The sequence below is a fragment of the Saccharothrix algeriensis genome, assembly GCF_016907655.1.
Lineage (GTDB): Bacteria > Actinomycetota > Actinomycetes > Mycobacteriales > Pseudonocardiaceae > Actinosynnema > Actinosynnema algeriense.
On the sequence record NZ_JAFBCL010000001.1, the window covers coordinates 1,152,234 to 1,171,272 of the forward strand.

Sequence of the window (19,039 nt, forward strand, 5' to 3'; positions counted from 1 at the left end):
GGGCCCATGCTCGCGGCCCCCGCGGGGGCGCGGGCAGTGCCGCGGCGCACCGATCACCGTGACAGATGTCAGCAGACACCGGTGCGGTCCGGCTCGTAGATTCGTGCCGTGACGACACCGCTCAAGGTCCTGCGCCGCGTGACCTGGCTCTCGGTGACCGGCGCGGGCCTGATGGTCGCGGTGGTCACGGCGCTGGACCTGTCCGGCGGCCGGTACGGGTGGCACGCCGTGCCGCTGGTGGCGGCCGTGGTGGTGGTCAGCGTCCAGCACGCGCGCTACCTGCGGCAGGCGATGGGCGGCCTGGGCCGGGGCGGGCAGCGGGTGGTGGAGCACCTGGTGACGTTCGCGGTGGCGCTCGGCGCGCTGGCGCTCGCCGGGGCGCGGGCGCCCACGTCGATCGCGTGGTCGCTGCTGCCGGCCGCCGTGATCGCGCACGTGGTGGCCAACCAGCCGAAGGGCTCGCGGTGGCTCGTCGTGGCGGGCGGGACGGCCGCCGTCGTCCTGGTGGGCGGGTTGACCGGCTCGCACGACGTGGTGGGCTCGATCGTGGTGCCGGCGGTGGTGGTGGGCATGTTCGTGGTGGCCGACCTGGCGCAGCTGTGGTTCTGGGACGCGGCGCTGGAGCTGGACCGGGCGCGGCAGACCTCCGAGGCGCTGGCCGTGGCCGAGGAGCGGTTGCGGTTCGCGGCCGACCTGCACGACGTCCAGGGCCACCACCTCCAGGCCATCGCGCTGAAGGGCGAGCTGACCTCCCGGTTGATCGGCCGGGACGACGAGGCGGCCCGGCGGCACGCCGACGAGGTCGCCGACCTGGCCCGCACCGCGCTGCGCGAGACGCGCGAGGTGGTGCTCGGCTACCGGCGGGCCAGCCTGGGCACCGAGATCACCAACGCGGTGGGCGTGCTGCGGGCGGCGGGCATCGAGACTGCGGTGTCCGGGGACGCCGCCGACGTGCCGCCGCCGCTGCAGCCGCTGTTCGGGGCCCTGGTGCGGGAGGGGACGACGAATGTGCTGCGGCACAGCCGGGCGCGGCGGTGCGACGTGGCCATCAGCGTGTCCGACGGGCAGGTGAGCGTGCGGCTGCGCAACGACGGGGCGCGGTCCGAGGACGGGGCCGCGGCCGGGTCGGGGCTGGCCGGGCTGCGGGAGCGGTTCGCGACCGTGGGCGGGCGGGTCGAGGTCGGCGCGACGGGCGCGGACGGCTTCGAGCTGGTCGGGCTGGTGCGGTCGTGACCGGGCCGGCGCCGGTCGGCGGGAGCGCGGCGATCCGGGTCGTGCTGGCCGACGACGAGGACCTGATCCGGGGCGCGCTGGCGGCCCTGCTGGAGCTGGAGGACGACCTGTCGGTGGTCGCGCAGACCAGCGACGGCGACGCGGCCGTCGCCGCCGTGCGCGCCCACCGGCCCGACATCGCCGTGTTCGACCTGGAGATGCCGGGCCGCGACGGGGTGCTGGCCGCCGAGGCCGTCCGGGACCTGGCCGGGGTCGCGGTCGTCCTGGTCACCCGGCACGCCCGGCCCGGCGTGCTGCGCCGCGCCCTCAGCGCCGGGGTGCGGGGGTTCGTGCCCAAGACGACCCCGGCCGCCAAGCTCGCGTCGATCCTGCGCGACGTGCACGCCGGCCGCCGCTACGTGGACTCCGAGATCGCCGCCGCCGCGCTCACCGAGGACGCCTGCCCGCTGACCGCCCGCGAGCTGGACGTCCTGCGGCACGCCCTGCGCGGCGGCACGGTGACCGCGATCGCGCGGGAGGCGCACCTGGCCGCGGGCACCGTCCGCAACTACCTGTCCTCCGCGATGACCAAGCTCGGCGTCAGCACCCGCTACGAGGCCGCCCGGCTGGCCTGGGACGAGGGCTGGATCTGACCCACGTGCACCACCTTCGTGGTGGTCATCTCGTCGAGCAGCTCCGGCCCGTACCCGAAGCCGGTGCCCGACAGCCGCCGGGGCTGGGCCGCGCCGCCGGGGGCGCCGCCGAACACCGCGTTGACCTTGACCGTGCCCACCGGCAGCGACCGCCACGCCTGCTGGGCGTGCGCCATCGAACCGGTTAGCACCGTCGCCGCGAGCCCGTGCTCGTCCCGCGCCGCCTCGGCGAGCCCCTGCTCGAACGACTCCACCACGCGCACCGGCACGACCGGGCCGAAGGTCTCCTCCCGCATCACGCGCATGTCCGGCGTGCACCCCTGGAGCACCGTGGCCGGGTAGAACGCGCCGTCGCCGTCGGGGACCTCGCCGCCGACCAGCGCCGAGGCGCCGGCCGCCACGGCCTCCGACACGTGCGCGTGGACGTGCGCGCGCTGCCGGGCGTCCACCAGCGGCTGCGGCGTCCAGTCGCGGGCGGCCTTGCACACCGCCTCCAGGAACTCCTCCGCGATCGCCTCGTGCACGTAGACCCGCTCCACCGAGGTGCACAGCTGGCCCGCGTTGGTGAACGCGCCCAGCGCCGCCTGCTCGGCCGCCCACGCCGGGTCCACGTCGGAGTCGACCACCAGCGCGTCGTTGCCGCCGTTCTCCAGCAGCGCCTTCGCCCCTGTCACAGCGGTGGCCGCGGCGATGGAGCGGCCCGTGGCGGTGCTGCCGACGTGCGCGACAACGTCCACGCCGCGGTCGGCGACCAGCCGCGCGCCCACCGCCCCGTCCCCGGTCAGGCCCTGCAGGACGCCGTCCGGGAACTCCGGCGCCAGCAGCCCGCACAGCAGCTCGCCCACGTGCGGGCAGCGCTCGCTCGCCTTGTGCACCACGGTGTTGCCGGTGACCAGCGCGGCGCCCAGCAGCCCGCACGCCACCGCCACCGGGTCGTTCCACGGGGTCAGCGCCACCACCACGCCGCGCGGCTCGGGCACCATGAAGTCCGTCGCGTCCCAGGAGCCCAGCAGCGAGCGGCCCCGGTGGACCGGCCCCAGCTCGGCGTACTGCTCCAGGGTCGACGCCCCGGCCAGCACGCCCTCCCGCGCCGAGTCGAGGGGGCGGCCGGTCTCGGCCCGCACCAGCTCGGCCAGCTCCCCGGCGCGCGCCCGCACGGCCGCCGCCGCCGCGCGCAGCGCCGCGCCGCGCTGGGCGGCCGGGGTCGCCGCCCAGCCCGCCAGGGCGGCGCGGGCCGTGCGGAGCGCACCGGCGACATCCTCTTCCGAGGCGGTGGGCAACGAGCCGACCAGTCGGCCGTCGAGTGGGCTGTGGACGTCGAGGGCGCGCATGTCGGTCATGCCGTCCGGGTACCCGTGGCCCCCAGCCGAAACACGAGGAGGGGCCATGCCCGGACGCCAGGAACTGCCCAGCACGGTGGCGCGGTCGTCGAAGAAGGCGCAGCGCACGTGGATCAAGGCGCACGACTCCGCCGTCGAGACCTACGGCGAGGGCGAGCGGTCGCACCGCACGGCGTTCTCGGCGCTCAAGCACTCGTTCGAGAAGGTCGGCGACCACTGGGAGCCCAAGGACCACAAAGGACCGTCGGACGCCCAGGCCGCTCGCAGCACCCCCAAGCGCGGCCGGACCGCCGGCGGCGTGGACGCGAACGCGAGCAAGCAGCACCTGTACGACCTGGCCAAGGAGCTGGACGTGCCCGGCCGGTCGACCATGACCAAGCAGGAGCTGGTCGAGGCGATCGACAAGGCCAACCGCAGGAGGACTAGGGCTCGCGCCAGTTCGAGTCGGTGAGCCGCTCGGACGCCTGGGGGCCCATCAGCAGCATCCCACCGTCCACCACGAACGACGCCCCGGTCACGTAGCCGGCCGCCGGTGTGGCGAGGAACGCCACCACCGCCGCGACCTCCTCCGCGTGGCCGGGGCGTCCGAGCGGGTAGCCCGGCCGGGGCTGCTCGCGCGGGTCCACGTCCTCCTGGCCGGTCATCGGCGTGGCGATCTCGCCCGGCGCCACGGAGTTGACCGTGATGTCGTGCTCGGCCAGTTCCAGCGCCAGCACCTTGGTCAGCGCGCCCAACCCGGCCTTGGCGGCGCAGTACGGCGCGGCGCCGACGCGCGGGGTGTGCTCGTGCACGGACGTGATGTTGATGATCCGCCCGCCCCGGCCCTCCCGCACCATGTGCCGGGCCGCGCGCTGCGAGCACAGGAAGGCGCCGTCCAGGTCGACCGACAGCACCGAGCGCCAGGTGTCGAAGTCCATGTCCAGCGCCTTGGTCCTGGTGCCCGTGCCGGCGCAGTTGACCAGCACGTCGACACCGCCCAGTTCGTCGGCCAGCTCGTCGACCACGGCCGCGCCGGTGGGCAGGTCGGTGAGGTCCAGCCGGCGCACGGCCGCCCGCACGCCCAGCTCGCGGACCTGCTCGGCGGTGCGCTCGGCGCCGTCGGCGTCCTCGTGGTAGGTGATGCCGACGTCGACGCCGCCGCCTGCGAGGGCCACCGCGATCGCCTTGCCGATGCCCGAATCGGACCCGGTCACCACGGCGCGCTGCGGCGCGCCCCTGCGGTCTTGCGGAAGTGGGGTTCCCATGCGCGGCGGATACCCCGCGGGGTGCGCCGCACACCGCCGGACGTTTGCCGGCCACCCGTCAGGGAACGCCCCGAGGGACGAAGGGAGAGCCACATGAAGGCCGTCACCTGGCACGGGAAACGGGATGTCCGAGTGGACGAAGTGCCCGACCCGGCGCTCAAGGACCCGACGGACGTCATCGTCCGGGTCACCTCGACCGGGCTGTGCGGGTCCGATTTGCACCTCTACGAGGTGATGGGGCCGTTCCTCGACGAAGGCGACATCCTCGGCCACGAGGCGATGGGCGTGATCGAGGAGGTGGGCGCCGACGTCACCGCGGTCAAGCCCGGCGACCGGGTGGTGATCCCGTTCAACGTCTCGTGCAACTCGTGCTTCATGTGCGACCAGGGGCTCCAGTCCCAGTGCGAGACCACCCAGGTGCGCGAGCAGGGCACCGGCGCGGCGCTGTTCGGCTACACGAAGCTCTACGGGCAGGTTCCCGGCGGGCAGGCCGAGTACCTGCGGGTGCCGTTCGGCAACACGCTGCCGATCCGGGTCCCGGAAGGACCGCCGGACGACCGGTTCGTCTACCTGTCCGATGTGCTGCCGACCTCGTGGCAGGCGGTGCGGTACGCGGGCGTGAGCCGGGAGGAGGACAGCCTCGTCGTGCTGGGCCTGGGCCCGATCGGCGACATGTCCACGCGCATCGCCCGGCAGCTCGGGGTGGGCACCGTCATCGGCGTCGACCTGGTGCCGGCGCGGATGGAGCGGGCGCGCAGGCGCGGCACCACCGTGCTGGACGTGCGCGACACCCACCTGGTGGACCACATCCGGGACCTGACCGGCGGGCGCGGGCCGAACGCCGTGATCGACGCGGTGGGCATGGAGGCGCACGGCGCGCCGGTGGCGAAGCTCGCCCACCAGGCCGTGGGGATGCTGCCCGACGCCATCGCGGCGCGGTTCATGAAGACCGCGGGCGTGGACCGGCTGCACGCGCTGCGGCTGGCGATCGAGATCGTCCGTCGCGGTGGGACGATCTCGCTGTCCGGTGTGTACGGCGGCATGGCCGACCCGCTGCCGATGCTGACCCTGTTCGACAAGCAGGTCCAGCTGCGGATGGGCCAGGCCAACGTGTGGCGCTGGGTGGAGGACCTGCTGCCGCTGCTCGGCGACGACGACCCGCTGGGCACGGAGGACTTCGCCACCCACCGCCTGCCGCTGGCCGAGGCCCCGCACGCGTACGAGATCTTCCAGCAGAAGAAGGACGACGCCGTCAAGGTGCTGTTCCAGCCGTGACGCCCTGAGGGGCCGGGCCGCTCACCGGGGTGGTGGTTGCGAGCGGATGTGCCCCACGCGCTTCCGGTGGGTCGCCGAGGACTTCGGTTCGGCGGCCCACCGGACGTGCTCCCCGGTCCCGAAGAGACTCGATAGTCCATTGTGGACTGCCATGGGCCCGTCGCCGGGCGGGGTCAGTCCAGGTCGTCCCGGTCGGCCCCGCCGTTGCCCTCCTTGCGCTCGCGCCACGGCAGGAAGAACCACAGGGTGCCGAAGAACAGCGCCGCCACACCGCCCAGGACGAACGAGGGCCAGCCACCGATGATGATCTCGCCGAGCAGCAGTATGGTCCCGGTCATCGCGAAGGCCAGGCAGGCCAGGCCCACCACGGCGAAGCGGTTCGCCACCTCGATGATGTCCTCGCGCCGACCGCGCCGGAACAGGATGCGGTGCCACGCCGCCGGCGCGGTGAGCAGCGCCACCGCGCCGGCCGCGAAGAAGACGGTGACCAGGTGCGTCGCCCGCACGTAGGTGTCGGCCGACGCGTAGCGCTCGGTGAACGCGATGGACAGCAGGAAGCCGAACAGGATCTGCACGCCGCCCTGGGCCACCCTCAGCTCCTGGAGCAGCTCGCCCAGGTTGCGGGCCAACCGCCGCTGATCCGACTCTTCGGCTTCGCTCACCCGCGCCGAATACCCATCATCATCGCTGGTCAACCGCCCTGACCGGCCTCGGCGACCCGTCGGTGGGGCCGGGCGGGGACATGTCCGCCCCGTGCCCGTGAGCAGGTGGTCGACCACCGCCTCGGTGATCACCTCGCCGGGCGGCGCGGAGTGGGCACGGGCCGAGCGTCGCGGGGCGGCGCCGCCTGCTCCGGCCCACCGGGCTCGGGCGGGTCGCCCGGCCGCGGTCCCCCGATGAGCGCACGGCGCGGCGGCCGGTGCCCCCCGGTGCCCTACCGGGACGCACCGGCCGCGCGACGGCGCCCTACCGGGAGGCTACGGCCACGAGCCCTCCTCGCTGTGGGCCACGACCAGCTCCCGCAGCTCGCACCCGGCCGGCTGGCGCAGCGCGAACACGATCGCGTCGGCCACGTGCTCGGGCGGGTTGAGCCGGCTGTCGTCCGGCGGCCGGTACTGCTCGGCGCGGTCGTCGAAGAAGTGCGTGCGCATCCCGCCGGGGATCACCAGCGTCACGCCGACGCGGCCCGCCGTCTCGGCCGCCAGCGCCCGCGTGAACCCGACCACGCCGAACTTCGAGGCGCAGTAGGCCGTGGCGTCGCTGACCGCCTTGATGCCGAGGGTGGACGCGATCGTCACCACCCGCCCACCGTCCAGGTGGGGCAGCGCCGCGCGCACCACCGCGGCCGTGCCGAGCAGGTTGACCATGACGACCCGCTCCCAGTCGGCCGCCGGCACCTCGTCCAGCCGCCCGCACGCGTCGGTGCCCGCCGCCGTCACCACGGCCCGCAGGCCGCCGTTGCGCTCGGCGATGGCGCGCACCGCCTCCTCCGCCGCCCTGGTGTCGCTCAGGTCGACCGACTCGAAGTCGGCCACCTCGTCGGACGTGGGCGCCGCCTTGTCCAGCACCAGCGGCGTCCCGCCCAGCTCGTGGACGGCGTGCACGACGGCCGCGCCCAGCCCGGACGCCCCGCCGGTCACCAGCACCTGTCCCGGTCCCATCTCAGCCCCTCCTCGCCAGCAGTTCCGTGGTCGACCGACCCCGGTGGTAGGGCACGACGACGGTCCGCCCGCCCCACGTGCGCACCAGGTCGGCCTCGGGCAGGGATTCGGCGCGGTAGTCGCCGCCCTTCACCCAGATGTCCGGCCGCAGCTCGGCGAGCACCCGCTCGGGGGTGTCCTCGCCGAACACGACCACCTCGTCCACGCAGCCCAGCGCGCGCAGCACCTCCGCCCGGTCGTGCTGGCGGGTGACCGGGCGCTCGGGGCCCTTGAGCCGCCGCACGGACTCGTCGGAGTTGAGGCACACCACCAGGCAGTCGCCCAGCGCGCGGGCGGCCTCCAGCGTCCGGACGTGGCCCGCGTGCAGCAGGTCGAAGCAGCCACCGGTCGCGACCACCACGCCGCCGCGCGCCCGCGTGGCGTCCACGGTGGACCGGTGGGCCGGGCGGAAGCCCGACGCGCCGCCCTCGGCCAGGAAGTCGGCGGCAGAGGCCACCGCGGCGGCCACGGCGTCGTCCGCGGCCGCGCCCGCCATGAGGCGCGCGGCGGCCGTCACGGCGAACCGGTCGCCCGCGCCGCACGGGTCGAGCACCGCGACCTTCGGCGCGGGCACCGCGACCGGCGTGCCGCCGGTGTCCAGCAGCGCGCCCTCGGAGCCGAGCGTGACCACCACGGCGCGGGCCGACCACCGCTCGCGCAGCGCGCGGGCGGCGTCCTGCGCGTCCCGCTCGCCGCTGAACCGCTCGGCCTCGCCGTGGTTGGGCGTCACCAGCCGCGCGCCGGGCGTCGGCGCGGGGCCGCGCGGGTGCGGGTCCCACACCACCGGGCGGTCCGCGAGCGCGGCGCGCAGCCGCTCGTCGCGCGCCAGCCCGCGGCCGTAGTCCGACACCAGCACCAGGTCGGCGGCGCGCACCGCGTCGAGCATCTCGTCGGTGGCGCGGGGGTCGCCCGGCCCGCCGCCCCGGTCCATCCGGGCGATGGACCGGCCGCCGCTGCGCAGCCGCGCCTTCACCGGCGTGGCGGCCGGCGAGGGCCCGAACACCGCGGGGACGCCGGCCAGCGCGTCGCGCAGCCGCACCCCGTCGGCGTCGGCGGCCAGCGCGGTCACCAGCGTCACGTCGAGGCCGTCCCGCGCCGCCAGCGCGGCGGCCAGGCCCGCGCCGCCCGGCCGGACGTGCTCGGCCCGCACGTCCACCACGGGCACGGGCGCATCCGGGCACAGCCGCTCCGCGGTGCCCTCGATGTCGATGTCCAGCAGCGAGTCGCCGACCACCGCGAGCTTCACGACACCCTCCGCGCGGCGGCGGGCAGCGCGGCCTCGAACGCCGCGCACAGCGCGTGCACCGCGACCAGCTGGGCCTCCTGCACGTTGGCCGGCTCGCCGGGCAGCGCGAGCGCCTCGTCCGCCTCGGCGGCCAGCGGGTTGGGCGCGGGTCCGGTCAGCGCCCACACCCGCGCGCCGACCTCCCGGCCGGCGCGGACCGCCTCCAGCAGGTTCGGGCTCCGGCCGCTGGTGGACAGCAGCACCACCACGTCGTCGGGCCGGGCGTGCGCGGTGACCTGCCGGGCGAAGACCTGGTCGTAGCCGTAGTCGTTGCCGATCGCGGTCACGCTGGAGGTCTCCGAGCACAGCGCGATCGCCGAGAACGGCGCGCGGTCGTCGCGGAACCGGCCCACCAGCTCGGCGGTCAGGTGCTGCGCCTCGGCCGCCGAACCGCCGTTGCCCGCCGCGAGCAGCCGCCCGCCCTCGCTCAGCCGGCGCGCCAGCAGCCCGCCCCAGCGGGTGATCCTGGGCGCCTGCGCGCGCAGCCCGGCCAGCGACTCCGCCAGCCCGCTCAAGTGCTGCTCGACGCTCATCGGGCTCCTCCCGCCGCCACGGCCGGGGACCGCTCGGCGCCGATCCGCGCGTAGAGCCGCTCGGTGTCCTGGGCGATCCGGTCCCACGTGTAGCGGGCCTGCACCCGGTCGGTGCCGGCCAGCCCGTAAGCCTCCCGGCGCGCCGGGTCGACCAGCAGCGACCGCAGCGCCCTGGCCAGCGCGATCGGGTCGCGGGGCGGCACCAGCGCGCCGGTCACCCCGTCCACCACGGTGTCGGTCAGCCCGCCGACCGCGGAGGCCACGACCGGCACGCCGCAGGCCATGGCCTCCAGCGGCACGATCCCGAACGGCTCGTACCACGGCACGCACACCACGGCGTCGGCCGAGCGCAGCAGCGACGGCATCGCGCGGCGCGACACCTGGCCCGCCAGCCGCACCCGGTCGGCCACGCCCAGCGCCCGCGCGTGGTCGAGCAGCCGCCGCGCCTCCGGCTCGGACCGCACGTCCGCCGAGCCGCCCGCGATCACCAGCTCGGTGTCCGGCAGCGACCGCAGCGCGGTGATCAGGTCGGCGAAGCCCTTGCGCGGCACCAGCCTGCCCACCGCGACGACCCGGTGCGGCAGCCCCCGGCGGTCGCGCGGGCCCTCCGGCCGGAACAGCCGGGGGTCCACACCGCACGGCACCACCGCGATCCGCGACCGGGGCACGCCCATGCGGATCAGCTCGAACACCTCGTCGCCGCAGGTGGCCGCCACCCGGTCCACCTCGCGCCCGATCAGCCGCTCGGTGGCCACCCGCTCCGGCGGGCTGGTGTCGTCCTCGCCCTGGTGCCGCCGCTTGACCACGCCCAGCGCGTGGAAGGTCTGCACCACCGGCACGTCCAGCCCGCGCGTCGCCAGGACGGAGGCCAGGCCGGACATCCAGAAGTGGCCGTGCACCACGTCGGGGTGCTCGGCGCGCCACCGGTCCCGCAGGAACTCCGCGAAGTCGCCCATGTGCGGCAGCAGGCGGTCCTTCGGGACGTGCGCGGCGGGCCCGGCCGGCACGTGCACCACGTCGTAGCCCTGGTCGGTGCGCACCCGCTCGGGCAGGTCCGGGTCGTCGCGCCGGGTGTAGACAGTGACCTCGTGCCGCAGCCGGGCCAGCGCCGCCGACAGGTCGGCCACGTGCACGTTCTGCCCGCCCGCGTCCACGCCGCCCAGGGCGGCCAACGGGCTGGCGTGCTCGGACACCATCGCGATCCTCATGAACTCACCTCCGCCAACAACCGGTCCCAGTTCCTCAGGAACGCTTCGAGGCCGTACCGGGCCAGGGCGAACTCCCTGGCCTGCTTGCCGTGCTCCCGCGCCAGCGCCGGATCCGCGATCAGCGCGGCCATGCCGCGGGTCAGCTCCGCCACGTCGGTGGACACCACCCCCGCCTCCGGCGGCACCGCACGCACGACCTCCGTGCACGCCAGCGCCACCACGGGCATCCCCACGTGCATCGCCTCGATCAGCGACAGCCCGAGGGAGGTCCAGCGCACCGGGTGCAGGTACAGCCGCCGGCTCGCCAGCTCCCGGTGCAGCGCGCCCAGCGGGTGGTCGCCGCGCCCGCCCAGCTCCTCGGTGCCCATCCCGTACAGGTCCAGCGGCGCCACCGCCGCGAACCGCTCCAGCAGGTCCGTGCCCACCACGCGGCCCCGGCGGACCGGTTCGTTCACCACGACGGCCGCGCGCGGCAGCTCGCCGGTGTAGAGGTGGCCGGGGTCGACGACGCCGTGCTCCACCACGACCGTGCGCGTGGCGCCGCAGTCCCACATCAGGTCGTTGAAGTGGGTGACGTGCACCAGCAGCCCCGGCCAGTCCGCCATCGGGTGCCGCTGGTTCGGCTGCGCGGGCGTGTTGTGCTCCAGGTAGATCACCGGGACGCCGCGCGGCACCCGCGCCAGCTCCTCGACCCGCTGCACGACCGCGACGTCGACGGCGTCGGAGTCCACTTCGGACAGACGGACCTCGCGGGCGGCGGGCCAGTCCCGCCCGGCCAGCCCCACCCCGTCCGGCGGCGCGGGCAGCAGGTAGTCGTGTCCGCCCCGGACGAACGCTTCCGTCCAGGACCCGTGCACGTGCCACAGCAACACTCTCACGTCCGCACTCCCACTAGTTCGGCGACGGCGGCGACCACTTCGGCCGGCGTGACCCGGTCCAGGCAGGGGTGACCGGGCACCGGGCACTCGCGCGCCCGCGAGCCCGCGCACGGCGCGCCCTGGTCACCCAGCAGGACGTGCCGCCCGTGCGGCGCCCAGCGCTCGGCCGGCACGACGGGCGCGAACAGCGACACCACGGGCGTGCCGACGGCGACCGCGAGGTGCGCCGGGCCGGTGTTGCCGACCACCACGGCGTCCGCGCCGGCCAGCACCCCGGACAGCTCGGCGAACGTCGTGCGCCCGCCCAGGTCGAGCCCGTGCTCGCCGGCGACGTGCGCGGTCAGCGCCGTCTCCTCGGGCCCACCGGTGACCACGACCCGGTGCCCCGCCGCGGCCAGCGCGCGCACCGCTCCGGCGCACCGGTCCGGCGACCACGCCCGCGCGGGCACCGAGGCCCCGGGGTGGAGCACCACATAGGGTCCGGGAACGGGTGATTCCGGCGGTGGCAGGACGGAAAGCCGCCCGTCGTCGCCCGGCGGCAGCTCGAAGCCCGCGGCCCGCGCGACGCTGAGCGCCCGCTCGGACTCCGGCACGGACGGCTCGTCGCGCAGCCGGACGTCCAGCAGCGAGCCGGGGTAGTCGGTGGACCGCGCCACGATCCGCGGCACGCCCGCCAGGCGCAGCAGCAGCGCCAGCGGCAGCGGGCTCTGGTGGAACGACGTCAGGATCAGCGCCACGTCCGCGCGGACCTCCCGGAGCAGGGCCACGACCGCGTCGACGTCCGGTCCGCGCACGGGGGGCGGGGACGCCGCGATCCACGGGCAGTCCCACGTCAGCACCCGCCGCACGCCGGGCAGCAGCCGGCCGGCCTGCGCGCCGGAGTTCCCGCACAGCAGCACGACCTCGCCCGCCGCCGCGGCGGCCCGGACCGCCGGGCCCGCCAGCAGCACGTCGCCGTCGTTGTCCAACCGGGCCACGAGCGTGCGCACCGCGGTCACCTGATCGCCGCCAACGCGCCGGCGAGGTCCTGCGCCACCACCGGGGCGCGCTCGACCTCCGCGCGCAGCGTCCGCGGCGTGGGCACCATGACCGCCGACGCGCCGGCCGCCAGCGCCGCGTCCACATCGGCCCCGATGTCGCCGACGACCACGGTCCGCGCCGGGTCGACCGACAGGGCCGCGCACGCGGCCAGCACCAGCCCCGGCATCGGCTTGCGGCACGCGCACCCGTCGTCCGGGTGGTGCGGGCACACCTGCCAGGTGTCGAACGGGCCGAGCAGCTCGTCCACCCGGGCGTTGACCGCGCGGACCTCGTCCCACCCCAGCATCCCGCGCCCGATGCCGGACTGGTTGCTCACCACGCCGGTCCGCACGCCCCGCGCGCGCAGCGCGCGTACAGTTTCCACTGCGCCTGGCATCAGGGAAACCCTTGCCGGATCACCGTTGTACGGCACATCGCGAATGAGCGTGCCGTCCCGGTCGAACAGCACGGCTTCGGGGTACTGGTCCACAGAGGAGAGTTAGCCGGCCACCTCGTCGGCGAAACACTTCTCGGGGAAGCGCTACTCACTGTCACCCATGTGTGAAGACCCGCGCAGGGGGTATCCACCCCCTGAACGCGATCCAGAGGAGAGGTTGTTTTCTGTGACGACGATCGAGAAGTCCGTGGACGTCGACGTTCCGGTCACGACCGCGTACAACCAGTGGACCCAGTTCGAGTCGTTCCCGCGCTTCATGGAGGGCGTCGAGAGCATCCAGCAGGTCACGGCAACCCGGACCCACTGGGTGACCAAGATCGCCGGCGTGCAGCGCGAGTTCGACGCGGAGATCACCGAGCAGCACCCGGACGAGCGGGTGGCCTGGCACAGCGTGGACGGCCCTCCGCAGGGCGGCGTGGTGACCTTCCACCGCATCAGCGACACGTCCACCCGCGTTCACGTGCAGATGGAGTACGACCCCCAGACGCTGGTCGAGAAGGCCGGTTCGGCGCTGGGCGTCGTCGAGCACCGCATCAACGGCGACCTGAAGCGGTTCAAGGAGTTCATCGAGGGCCGCGGCAGCGAGACCGGCGGCTGGCGCGGTGACGTGAGCCGGCCGCCGCAGGCCGGCGAGACGCGCCACGACCTGCCCGACGGCGGCAGGCCCGGCGACCCGATCCGGTGAGCGGGGCGGGCGGCCGGGCGCCACAGCCGGGAGGGCTCCTCCCGCTCCCCTGCCACGGCCGCCCGTCGCCACTCGGCGCGGTCGGGTGACCGCAGGTCCATCGCGTTTGGGGTGGCCGGACCAGGTCCGGCCACCCTTTCGCGCGTTTTTCTTCGCCATCGAGTGGGAAATTCCTCACTCGATCGGAGTAAATTTTTTCCGCAGCCCGCACAACCCGCAGCCATCTCCGCGTTCCCATCCGCTGATCGATCACCCCACGGGCACCGCGCACCGGCGAACAGGTGTGGACCTGAAAACCATTCAGGGCGCGTCGGCACCCCGGGGAGCGCGGCTCACGCTCGACTCGTGCGCGGTGCACAAAAGCGGAATTCCGCGCGAACCCGGCACGCGATCGAAACCCGTTCGGCCCGGACATCTCGGGATGTCCGGGCCGAACGGGTTCGCGCCATTGGGGTCGTCAGCCGCGCTTGAGGCGCTCGGCCACCTGGTACACCGACTGCCACAGCGCCGTCGCCGCGTCACCCAGCAGCGAGCTCTCGGCGGGCTTCCCGCCCTCCGTGATGTCCAACCCGGCGTCGGGCGGCACCACGTCCTGCGCCAGCAGCTTCTCCAGCACCGCCATCACCACGTCCGGGTGGCCCAGCGGCAGCGGCGCGGCGAACGTCTGCACGGAGCGGATCTGCTCCCGGTGCCGGTCGGCCAGTTCGCCGACGTCCGCGCCGGCCGCCGCGCCCGCCACCAGGTGGACCCGCCGGTCCCGCAGCTCGGCCAGGACCACCTCCGCCTCCCGCAGCGGGTCGTCGGTGACCGGCAGGCGGCACCAGACGACCTGGAGGTGCTCGGTGAGCGGTCGCCAGGTCGCCGGCAGCTCGCCGTGCGGGGCCGCGCCGGCCGGGTCCAGGACGAGCACCACGGGCGCGTCGGACGGACCCGCCCAGACCACGGACGGGCCGGTCGGTTCGGTCTGCGTCATGCCGACACCTCCACTCCAGCGGGTTCCACGGAGGGTTCCACGCAGTACACGGTGAACGCCGAACGGATGATCGGCTGGGCCACGTTGCGCACCCGGACCCCGCCGGGCGTCATGCCCTGCTCCACGCCGAAGTGGGCGTGCCCGTGCACGGCCAGGTGCGTGCCGGTCGCGTCGATCGCCTCGCCCAGCAGGTAGGAGCCGAGGAACGGGTAGATCTCCGGCGGCTCGCCGCGCAGCGTGTCCGGCACCGGGGCGTAGTGGGTCAACGCCACCTTCACGTCGGTGTCGAGGCCGCGCAGGGCGCTCTCCAGCTGCTCGGCGATCCCCATGGTGTGGCAGATGAACGCCTTCATCTCCGGCTCGCCGAACGCGCTGCCGCACTTGCCGGCGAACCCGCCGCCGAAGCCCTTCACGCCCGCGACGCCCAGCGTGCGGCCGTCGACCTCGACCCGGGCGGTGTCGCCCTCCAGCACCGTCACGCCCGCGTCCGCCAGGACGCGGGTGACCTCGGCGGGCTTGTCGTCGTGGTAGTCGTGGTTGCCCAGCACCGCGATCACGGGCACCGGCAGGCCGGTGAACTCGTCGGCCACCACCCGCGCCTCCGCCACGGTGCCGTGCCTGGTCAGGTCACCCGCCAGCAGCAGCACGTCGGCGTGCTCGCCGACGTTCTCCAACGCGGGCCGAAGGCGCCCGCGGGCGTCCTCGCCGAGGTGCACGTCCCCGACGGCGGCAACGCGGATCATCGCAACTCCTCCCTGCCGTCCGGTTCCCCGACCGGCACGACCTTCACGTCGTCCAGCACGGTCAGCTCCGGCGCCACGTCGTGGATCACCGCCTCCAGCTCGTCCTTGCGCTCGGCGCAGGCGACGTCCCCGGACAGCAGCACGTTGTCGCCGCGCACGGTCACCCGCACCCCCAGTTCGGTGGTGCGGGGGTCTTCGGCCAGCGCCCGGCGCAAGCGGGCGGCCAGGTACTGTTCAGCGGTCATGGCTAGCTCCTGATGTCAAGGCGCCGCGTGAGCACGAGGAACGCCTCGGCGTACGGGGAATGGGCGGTCGCTGCCTCCACCTGCCGCCAGTCGATCTGCTCGCGGCAGGCGCGGGCGAACGGCAGCAGTTCGCTGAAGTCGCACCGGTGCCCGTCCAGCACCAGCAGCTTGCTGATCATCACATCGGTCGCGGGCATCACCGGCAGCGTCACCGAGCCGACCGCCTGGTCCTCGGCGCGCGCCAGCGTCTCGTCGGTCACCTGCACCTCGTTGGGGCGGAACAGCAGGTCCACCAGCGAGTCACCGTCGTAGACCTTGAGCAACCAGTCCTCGGGGGCGTCCGCCGCCCGCATCCCGGCCGCCACCAGCGCGCTCACCGCGCTCTTCGCGTCCTCCTCGCGCACCAGGATGTCGACGTCGTGCTCGGTCGCCGGGCCGCCCCGCGCGTACACCGCACACCCCCCGGTCAGGGCGAACGGGATCTCCTGCGTGCGCAACGCCTTCGCCACCTTGGTCAACGTGCGCAGCAACTCGTCTTGAACGCCGCTCATGGTTGTGACTACCCCGACCCCCCGCGCTTCACACTGCGCCGGACGGGTATCCGGTGACCATGACAGCCATCCCGCCCGACCCCGATCCCGCCCAGACCCCGGGCCTGGAACCCGGTGGCGGCGTCGCCCCCGGCGACACCCCACCGGACTCCGGGCAGACCGCCGGCCTGTCCCACGACCCGCCCATCCCGCCCCGCAGCCGCAACATCGTGGCCCTGGTCCTCGTGACGATCCTGGTGGTGCTGGCGCTGGGCTTCGTGGTGGCGCAGATCCTGGGCTGGGCCAAGATCTTCTGATCGCCCGCCGCTCCCGATCCCCCGCCGGCCGCCGGCGCGGGTCCGGGCGCCGGGGCTCCTCCCGGGAGCCGGCGCTCGACCGCCGGACCCGGGGATCGAGGCTCGGCCGCCGGTGCCCGGGAACCAGTGCCCTGGGACCAGGGCCCGGGGGTCAGGGCTTGAGCGGCGGGCTGGCGGTCACGCCCTCCTTGCGCCCCATGCCGTCCAGCAGCGACCCCAGCACCTCGCGCGCGTCGTGCCGGGGCGCCCAGCCCAGTTCCTCGCGCGCCCGCGCGGAGTCCAGCAGCGGCGTGGTCAGGGCGAGGTCCACCCAGCCGTGCGAGGTGGGCTGGAGCCGCAGGTGCCAGGTGACCCGCGCCAGGCCGCGCAGCACCGCCGGCGGGATCGGGACGTGCTTGCTGCGTATGACCTCCGCCAGCACCCGCGGCGTGACGACGGGATCGGAAGCCAGGTTGAACGCTCCCCCGGGCTTGTCCCGCAGCACGCGCACCACGGCGTCGGCCACGTCGTCGGCGTGCACGAACTGCAGCACCATGGTGTTGGGCAGCGGCAGCACCGGCAGGTTGAGCCGGAAGAGCCCGAACGGCACCAGCGGCCCCAGGAAGTAGCGCTTGATCTCGGTCGCCGCGTCCGCCTGGAGGATCAGCGCCGGCCGCACGCGCGTCACCACCAGGTCGGGGTTGGCGCGCTCGACCTGGTCGAGCTGCCGCTCGACGGCCGCCTTGTGGCGGCTGTAGTAGGAGGTGGACACCCCGTCGGTCGGCCAGCTCTCGTCGACCGCGTGGTCCTTGGCCGCCGGCGAGTACGCGCCCACCGAGGACATGTGCACCAGGTGCGGCACCCCGGCCTTGCGGACGGCGCGGAACACGCGGTCGCTGCCCGCCACGTTGACCCGGTACAGCGCGGCCTGGTCGTGGCCCGGCTGGATCTTCCACGCCAGGTGCACCACCGCGTCCGCGCCGCGCGCCACCTCGGCCAGCGGCTCCTCCGCGCCGGGCCGGGACAGGTCCAGCGGGGTCCACTCGATGTCGTAGGGCGGTTCGGGGGACGGCGGGCGGCGTGACACGCCGTGCACCTCGATGTCCGGTTCCCCCGCGAGCCTGCGCAGCAGAGCGGTGCCCACGTTGCCGGTCGCGCCGGTCACGACGATCCTCATGGACAGCGGTTACCCACACGTGCCGGTCACTACCCGCGGCACGCCGTCGCCACGGGAGGTGACAAGTGCTCGAAGCTGCGGGATGGGGGCTCCTCGCCGGGTCGGCGCTGCTGGTCGGGGCGCTCGTCGGGTACCTGGCGCGGGTGCCGCGCGGGGTCATCGCGGCGGTGATGGGCTTCGGCAGCGGCGTGCTGATCTCGGCGGTGTCGTTCGACCTGATCGCCGAGGCGCACGAGCTGGGCGGCCTCGTGCCGACGGCCGTCGGCTCCGCGATCGGGGCCGTGGTCTACACGGCGGCGAACGTGGCGCTGGCCCGGCGCGGCGCGCGGCACCGCAAGCGCTCCGGCGGGTTGCAGCCCAGCGAGGACCAGCAGGGCGGGTCGGGCACGGCCATCGCGATCGGGGCGCTGCTGGACGGCATCCCCGAGTCGGTGGTCATCGGGGCGAGCCTGATCAGCGGCGGCGGGGTCAGCCTGGTGACCGTGGCCGCGGTGTTCGTCAGCAACGTGCCCGAGGGCCTGTCCAGCGCGGCCGGGATGCGCACCGCGGGCCGCGGCCCGCGGTACGTCTTCGGCCTGTGGACCGGGATCGCGCTGGTCAGCGGACTGGCCGCGCTGGCGGGCTACGGGCTGCTCGCCGGCGCGCCCCCGCAGTGGCTGGCCGGGATCACCGCGTTCGCGGGCGGCGCGATCCTCGCGATGATCGCGGACACGATGATCCCGGAAGCCTTCGACGACGCGCACCTGCTGGTGGGCCTGTCGACGGTGGCCGGCTTCCTGTCGGCCTTCGCCCTGTCCCACGCCTGAGCGGCCCGCGGCGGCCGTCACGCGCCCGCCGGCGCGCGGTCGGCGCCGGCGCGCGCGGCGGTCACCGCCCCAGGGCGGAGCGGATCAGGTCGCGCGCCCGGTCCATGATCGCCACGGGCGGCCCGAGCAGCATGTTCGCGGCGGGCGACTCCACGCCGGGGTGCGGCCGGGTCGGCGCGATCGCCTCGGCGGCGCGGACGGCCTTGGCCAGCGTCCGCAGCCGGTCCTCGTCGTACTGGGCGCGCAGCCGGGGGAACTCCTCGTGCTCCTCGTGCCGGGCGTGGGCGAGGACGTCGTCGCGCAGGTCGCGCAGCAGCGTGTCGAAGCCCTCGGCGTCGGGACCGATCCGGTCCAGCGTGGACAGCAGCTCCTTGGCCCGGCGCTCCTCGGCGACCCGGGCGTCGACGATCGCGTCGCCGCCCTCGCCCTTGCGCGCGGCCGGGTGCACGACCTCCTCCTCGGCGGTCTCGTGGACCGCGAGCAGGCGCACCAGCCGGCGGAAGGCGGCGGTGCGCTCATCCCCGTGCGCGGTCTCGACCTCGTCGAACAGCTCTCGGATCTCGCCGTGCTGGCGAACCAGCAGCGCGATCACGTCCTCATCGTCAGCCATGCGCGGTGGGTTACCCGCAGCCGACCGGCCGAACCGCCCGGACCCGATCAGCGCTCGGAGGGCGGCTCGCGGCGGGCGCGGTGCCGGCGTCCGAGCCACGACCCCTCACGACCGGGTGGACGAGTCGGAACCCGCGACGAGGGTCGCCAACGCGCCCCTGTCGACGGCT

Annotated in this window: 23 protein-coding genes; 7 read left to right on the plus strand and 16 right to left on the minus strand. The window is 75.0% G+C overall.

From position 1 onward, the window contains the following. Nucleotides 1–108: 108 nt before the first annotated feature. Nucleotides 109–1,233 carry a sensor histidine kinase gene (locus JOE68_RS04845; protein ID WP_307819527.1) on the plus strand — a complete coding sequence of 375 codons (1,125 nt, stop codon included), beginning with the start codon at nucleotides 109–111 and terminating at the stop codon, nucleotides 1,231–1,233. Continuing rightward, entirely contained in the window at nucleotides 1,230–1,865 is a 636-nt protein-coding gene (locus tag JOE68_RS04850; RefSeq protein WP_307819529.1) for a response regulator transcription factor, read from the plus strand. The genes JOE68_RS04845 and JOE68_RS04850 overlap by 4 nt, the downstream gene beginning before the upstream one ends. On the opposite strand, the gene JOE68_RS04855 is transcribed toward JOE68_RS04850, so the two are convergent. After that, nucleotides 1,823–3,205, minus strand: coding sequence for an aldehyde dehydrogenase family protein (locus JOE68_RS04855; protein ID WP_204841137.1), 1,383 nt, complete (start codon nucleotides 3,203–3,205; stop codon nucleotides 1,823–1,825). The two genes, JOE68_RS04850 and JOE68_RS04855, sit on opposite strands and share 43 nt — an antisense overlap. Before the next feature lie 46 nt (nucleotides 3,206–3,251). On the opposite strand from JOE68_RS04855, the gene JOE68_RS04860 reads away from it, so the two are divergent. Continuing rightward, on the plus strand, nucleotides 3,252–3,656 hold the full coding sequence (locus JOE68_RS04860; RefSeq protein ID WP_204841138.1) for a ChaB family protein: 405 nt from the start codon (nucleotides 3,252–3,254) through the stop codon (nucleotides 3,654–3,656). Here the strand turns inward: JOE68_RS04860 and JOE68_RS04865 are convergent. Then, entirely contained in the window at nucleotides 3,628–4,449 is an 822-nt protein-coding gene (locus JOE68_RS04865; RefSeq protein WP_204841139.1) for an SDR family oxidoreductase, read from the minus strand. The two genes, JOE68_RS04860 and JOE68_RS04865, sit on opposite strands and share 29 nt — an antisense overlap. 93 nt (nucleotides 4,450–4,542) lie before the next feature. Between JOE68_RS04865 and JOE68_RS04870 the strand changes: the two genes are divergently transcribed. Beyond that, on the plus strand, nucleotides 4,543–5,724 hold the full coding sequence (locus tag JOE68_RS04870) for an alcohol dehydrogenase catalytic domain-containing protein (protein WP_204841140.1): 1,182 nt from the start codon (nucleotides 4,543–4,545) through the stop codon (nucleotides 5,722–5,724). Between the two features lie 173 nt (nucleotides 5,725–5,897). Here JOE68_RS04870 and JOE68_RS04875 read toward each other — a convergent pair whose 3' ends face one another. The 8 genes from JOE68_RS04875 to JOE68_RS04910 form a co-directional block, all read right to left on the minus strand. Then, nucleotides 5,898–6,386: a DUF6328 family protein gene (locus JOE68_RS04875; protein WP_204841141.1), complete on the minus strand. Its 489-nt coding sequence runs from the start codon at nucleotides 6,384–6,386 to the stop codon at nucleotides 5,898–5,900. 315 nt (nucleotides 6,387–6,701) lie between these two features. Continuing rightward, nucleotides 6,702–7,385: an SDR family oxidoreductase gene (locus tag JOE68_RS04880; RefSeq protein WP_204841142.1), complete on the minus strand. Its 684-nt coding sequence runs from the start codon at nucleotides 7,383–7,385 to the stop codon at nucleotides 6,702–6,704. Nucleotide 7,386: 1 nt separating this feature from the next. Further along, a complete protein-coding gene (gene rfaE2, locus JOE68_RS04885) occupies nucleotides 7,387–8,670 on the minus strand; it encodes a D-glycero-beta-D-manno-heptose 1-phosphate adenylyltransferase (RefSeq protein WP_204841143.1) in 1,284 nt (427 codons plus the stop codon). Further along, on the minus strand, nucleotides 8,667–9,242 hold the full coding sequence (locus JOE68_RS04890; protein ID WP_204841144.1) for a D-sedoheptulose-7-phosphate isomerase: 576 nt from the start codon (nucleotides 9,240–9,242) through the stop codon (nucleotides 8,667–8,669). Before JOE68_RS04890 ends, rfaE2 begins: the two co-directional genes overlap by 4 nt. Continuing rightward, nucleotides 9,239–10,450: a glycosyltransferase gene (locus JOE68_RS04895; RefSeq protein ID WP_204841145.1), complete on the minus strand. Its 1,212-nt coding sequence runs from the start codon at nucleotides 10,448–10,450 to the stop codon at nucleotides 9,239–9,241. Before JOE68_RS04895 ends, JOE68_RS04890 begins: the two co-directional genes overlap by 4 nt. After that, nucleotides 10,447–11,328 (minus strand): glycosyltransferase, encoded by an 882-nt coding sequence (locus JOE68_RS04900; protein WP_204841146.1) that lies wholly within the window; start codon nucleotides 11,326–11,328, stop codon nucleotides 10,447–10,449. Before JOE68_RS04900 ends, JOE68_RS04895 begins: the two co-directional genes overlap by 4 nt. Then, nucleotides 11,325–12,317, minus strand: coding sequence for a glycosyltransferase family 9 protein (locus JOE68_RS04905; protein WP_204841147.1), 993 nt, complete (start codon nucleotides 12,315–12,317; stop codon nucleotides 11,325–11,327). The genes JOE68_RS04900 and JOE68_RS04905 overlap by 4 nt, the downstream gene beginning before the upstream one ends. Before the next feature lie 5 nt (nucleotides 12,318–12,322). Next, nucleotides 12,323–12,838: a D-glycero-alpha-D-manno-heptose-1,7-bisphosphate 7-phosphatase gene (locus JOE68_RS04910; RefSeq protein ID WP_204841148.1), complete on the minus strand. Its 516-nt coding sequence runs from the start codon at nucleotides 12,836–12,838 to the stop codon at nucleotides 12,323–12,325. 133 nt (nucleotides 12,839–12,971) lie between these two features. On the opposite strand from JOE68_RS04910, the gene JOE68_RS04915 reads away from it, so the two are divergent. Next, entirely contained in the window at nucleotides 12,972–13,490 is a 519-nt protein-coding gene (locus tag JOE68_RS04915; protein ID WP_204841149.1) for an SRPBCC family protein, read from the plus strand. A gap of 457 nt (nucleotides 13,491–13,947) precedes the next feature. On the opposite strand, the gene JOE68_RS04920 is transcribed toward JOE68_RS04915, so the two are convergent. From JOE68_RS04920 to JOE68_RS04935, 4 genes are read right to left on the minus strand one after another with little or no spacing between them, the layout of a single operon-like run. Continuing rightward, entirely contained in the window at nucleotides 13,948–14,463 is a 516-nt protein-coding gene (locus JOE68_RS04920) for a hypothetical protein (RefSeq protein ID WP_204846390.1), read from the minus strand. Beyond that, nucleotides 14,460–15,206, minus strand: a complete 747-nt coding sequence (locus JOE68_RS04925) for a metallophosphoesterase family protein (RefSeq protein WP_204841150.1) — start codon at nucleotides 15,204–15,206, stop codon at nucleotides 14,460–14,462. The genes JOE68_RS04920 and JOE68_RS04925 overlap by 4 nt, the downstream gene beginning before the upstream one ends. Next, the gene (locus JOE68_RS04930) at nucleotides 15,203–15,451 is read right to left on the minus strand and encodes a BON domain-containing protein (protein ID WP_204841151.1); all 249 of its coding nucleotides are present in this window, start codon (nucleotides 15,449–15,451) and stop codon (nucleotides 15,203–15,205) included. The genes JOE68_RS04925 and JOE68_RS04930 overlap by 4 nt, the downstream gene beginning before the upstream one ends. Before the next feature lie 2 nt (nucleotides 15,452–15,453). After that, nucleotides 15,454–16,002, minus strand: a complete 549-nt coding sequence (locus tag JOE68_RS04935) for a nucleotidyltransferase family protein (RefSeq protein WP_204841152.1) — start codon at nucleotides 16,000–16,002, stop codon at nucleotides 15,454–15,456. Nucleotides 16,003–16,061: 59 nt separating this feature from the next. On the opposite strand from JOE68_RS04935, the gene JOE68_RS04940 reads away from it, so the two are divergent. Then, nucleotides 16,062–16,298: a DUF6480 family protein gene (locus tag JOE68_RS04940; protein WP_204841153.1), complete on the plus strand. Its 237-nt coding sequence runs from the start codon at nucleotides 16,062–16,064 to the stop codon at nucleotides 16,296–16,298. 151 nt (nucleotides 16,299–16,449) lie between these two features. Here the strand turns inward: JOE68_RS04940 and JOE68_RS04945 are convergent, their stop codons facing one another. Next, complete coding sequence (locus tag JOE68_RS04945) at nucleotides 16,450–17,454, minus strand: NAD-dependent epimerase/dehydratase family protein (RefSeq protein WP_204841154.1); 1,005 nt, start codon at nucleotides 17,452–17,454, stop codon at nucleotides 16,450–16,452. Nucleotides 17,455–17,519: 65 nt separating this feature from the next. Between JOE68_RS04945 and JOE68_RS04950 the strand changes: the two genes are divergently transcribed. After that, nucleotides 17,520–18,260, plus strand: a complete 741-nt coding sequence (locus tag JOE68_RS04950) for a ZIP family metal transporter (protein ID WP_204841155.1) — start codon at nucleotides 17,520–17,522, stop codon at nucleotides 18,258–18,260. Between the two features lie 61 nt (nucleotides 18,261–18,321). On the opposite strand, the gene JOE68_RS04955 is transcribed toward JOE68_RS04950, so the two are convergent. After that, the gene (locus tag JOE68_RS04955) at nucleotides 18,322–18,870 is read right to left on the minus strand and encodes a hemerythrin domain-containing protein (RefSeq protein WP_204841156.1); all 549 of its coding nucleotides are present in this window, start codon (nucleotides 18,868–18,870) and stop codon (nucleotides 18,322–18,324) included. Nucleotides 18,871–19,039 lie beyond the last annotated feature (169 nt).

Coding starts and splice junctions, on each gene's coding strand:
- JOE68_RS04855 (WP_204841137.1), bottom strand. CDS start 3,205: ATGACCGACATGCGCGCCCTCGACGTCCACAGCCCACTCGACGGCCGA.
- JOE68_RS04860 (WP_204841138.1), top strand. CDS start 3,252: ATGCCCGGACGCCAGGAACTGCCCAGCACGGTGGCGCGGTCGTCGAAG.
- JOE68_RS04865 (WP_204841139.1), bottom strand. CDS start 4,449: ATGGGAACCCCACTTCCGCAAGACCGCAGGGGCGCGCCGCAGCGCGCC.
- JOE68_RS04870 (WP_204841140.1), top strand. CDS start 4,543: ATGAAGGCCGTCACCTGGCACGGGAAACGGGATGTCCGAGTGGACGAA.
- JOE68_RS04880 (WP_204841142.1), bottom strand. CDS start 7,385: ATGGGACCGGGACAGGTGCTGGTGACCGGCGGGGCGTCCGGGCTGGGC.
- JOE68_RS04890 (WP_204841144.1), bottom strand. CDS start 9,242: ATGAGCGTCGAGCAGCACTTGAGCGGGCTGGCGGAGTCGCTGGCCGGG.
- JOE68_RS04895 (WP_204841145.1), bottom strand. CDS start 10,450: ATGAGGATCGCGATGGTGTCCGAGCACGCCAGCCCGTTGGCCGCCCTG.
- JOE68_RS04920 (WP_204846390.1), bottom strand. CDS start 14,463: ATGACGCAGACCGAACCGACCGGCCCGTCCGTGGTCTGGGCGGGTCCG.
- JOE68_RS04925 (WP_204841150.1), bottom strand. CDS start 15,206: ATGATCCGCGTTGCCGCCGTCGGGGACGTGCACCTCGGCGAGGACGCC.
- JOE68_RS04930 (WP_204841151.1), bottom strand. CDS start 15,451: ATGACCGCTGAACAGTACCTGGCCGCCCGCTTGCGCCGGGCGCTGGCC.
- JOE68_RS04935 (WP_204841152.1), bottom strand. CDS start 16,002: ATGAGCGGCGTTCAAGACGAGTTGCTGCGCACGTTGACCAAGGTGGCG.
- JOE68_RS04940 (WP_204841153.1), top strand. CDS start 16,062: ATGACAGCCATCCCGCCCGACCCCGATCCCGCCCAGACCCCGGGCCTG.
- JOE68_RS04945 (WP_204841154.1), bottom strand. CDS start 17,454: ATGAGGATCGTCGTGACCGGCGCGACCGGCAACGTGGGCACCGCTCTG.
- JOE68_RS04955 (WP_204841156.1), bottom strand. CDS start 18,870: ATGGCTGACGATGAGGACGTGATCGCGCTGCTGGTTCGCCAGCACGGC.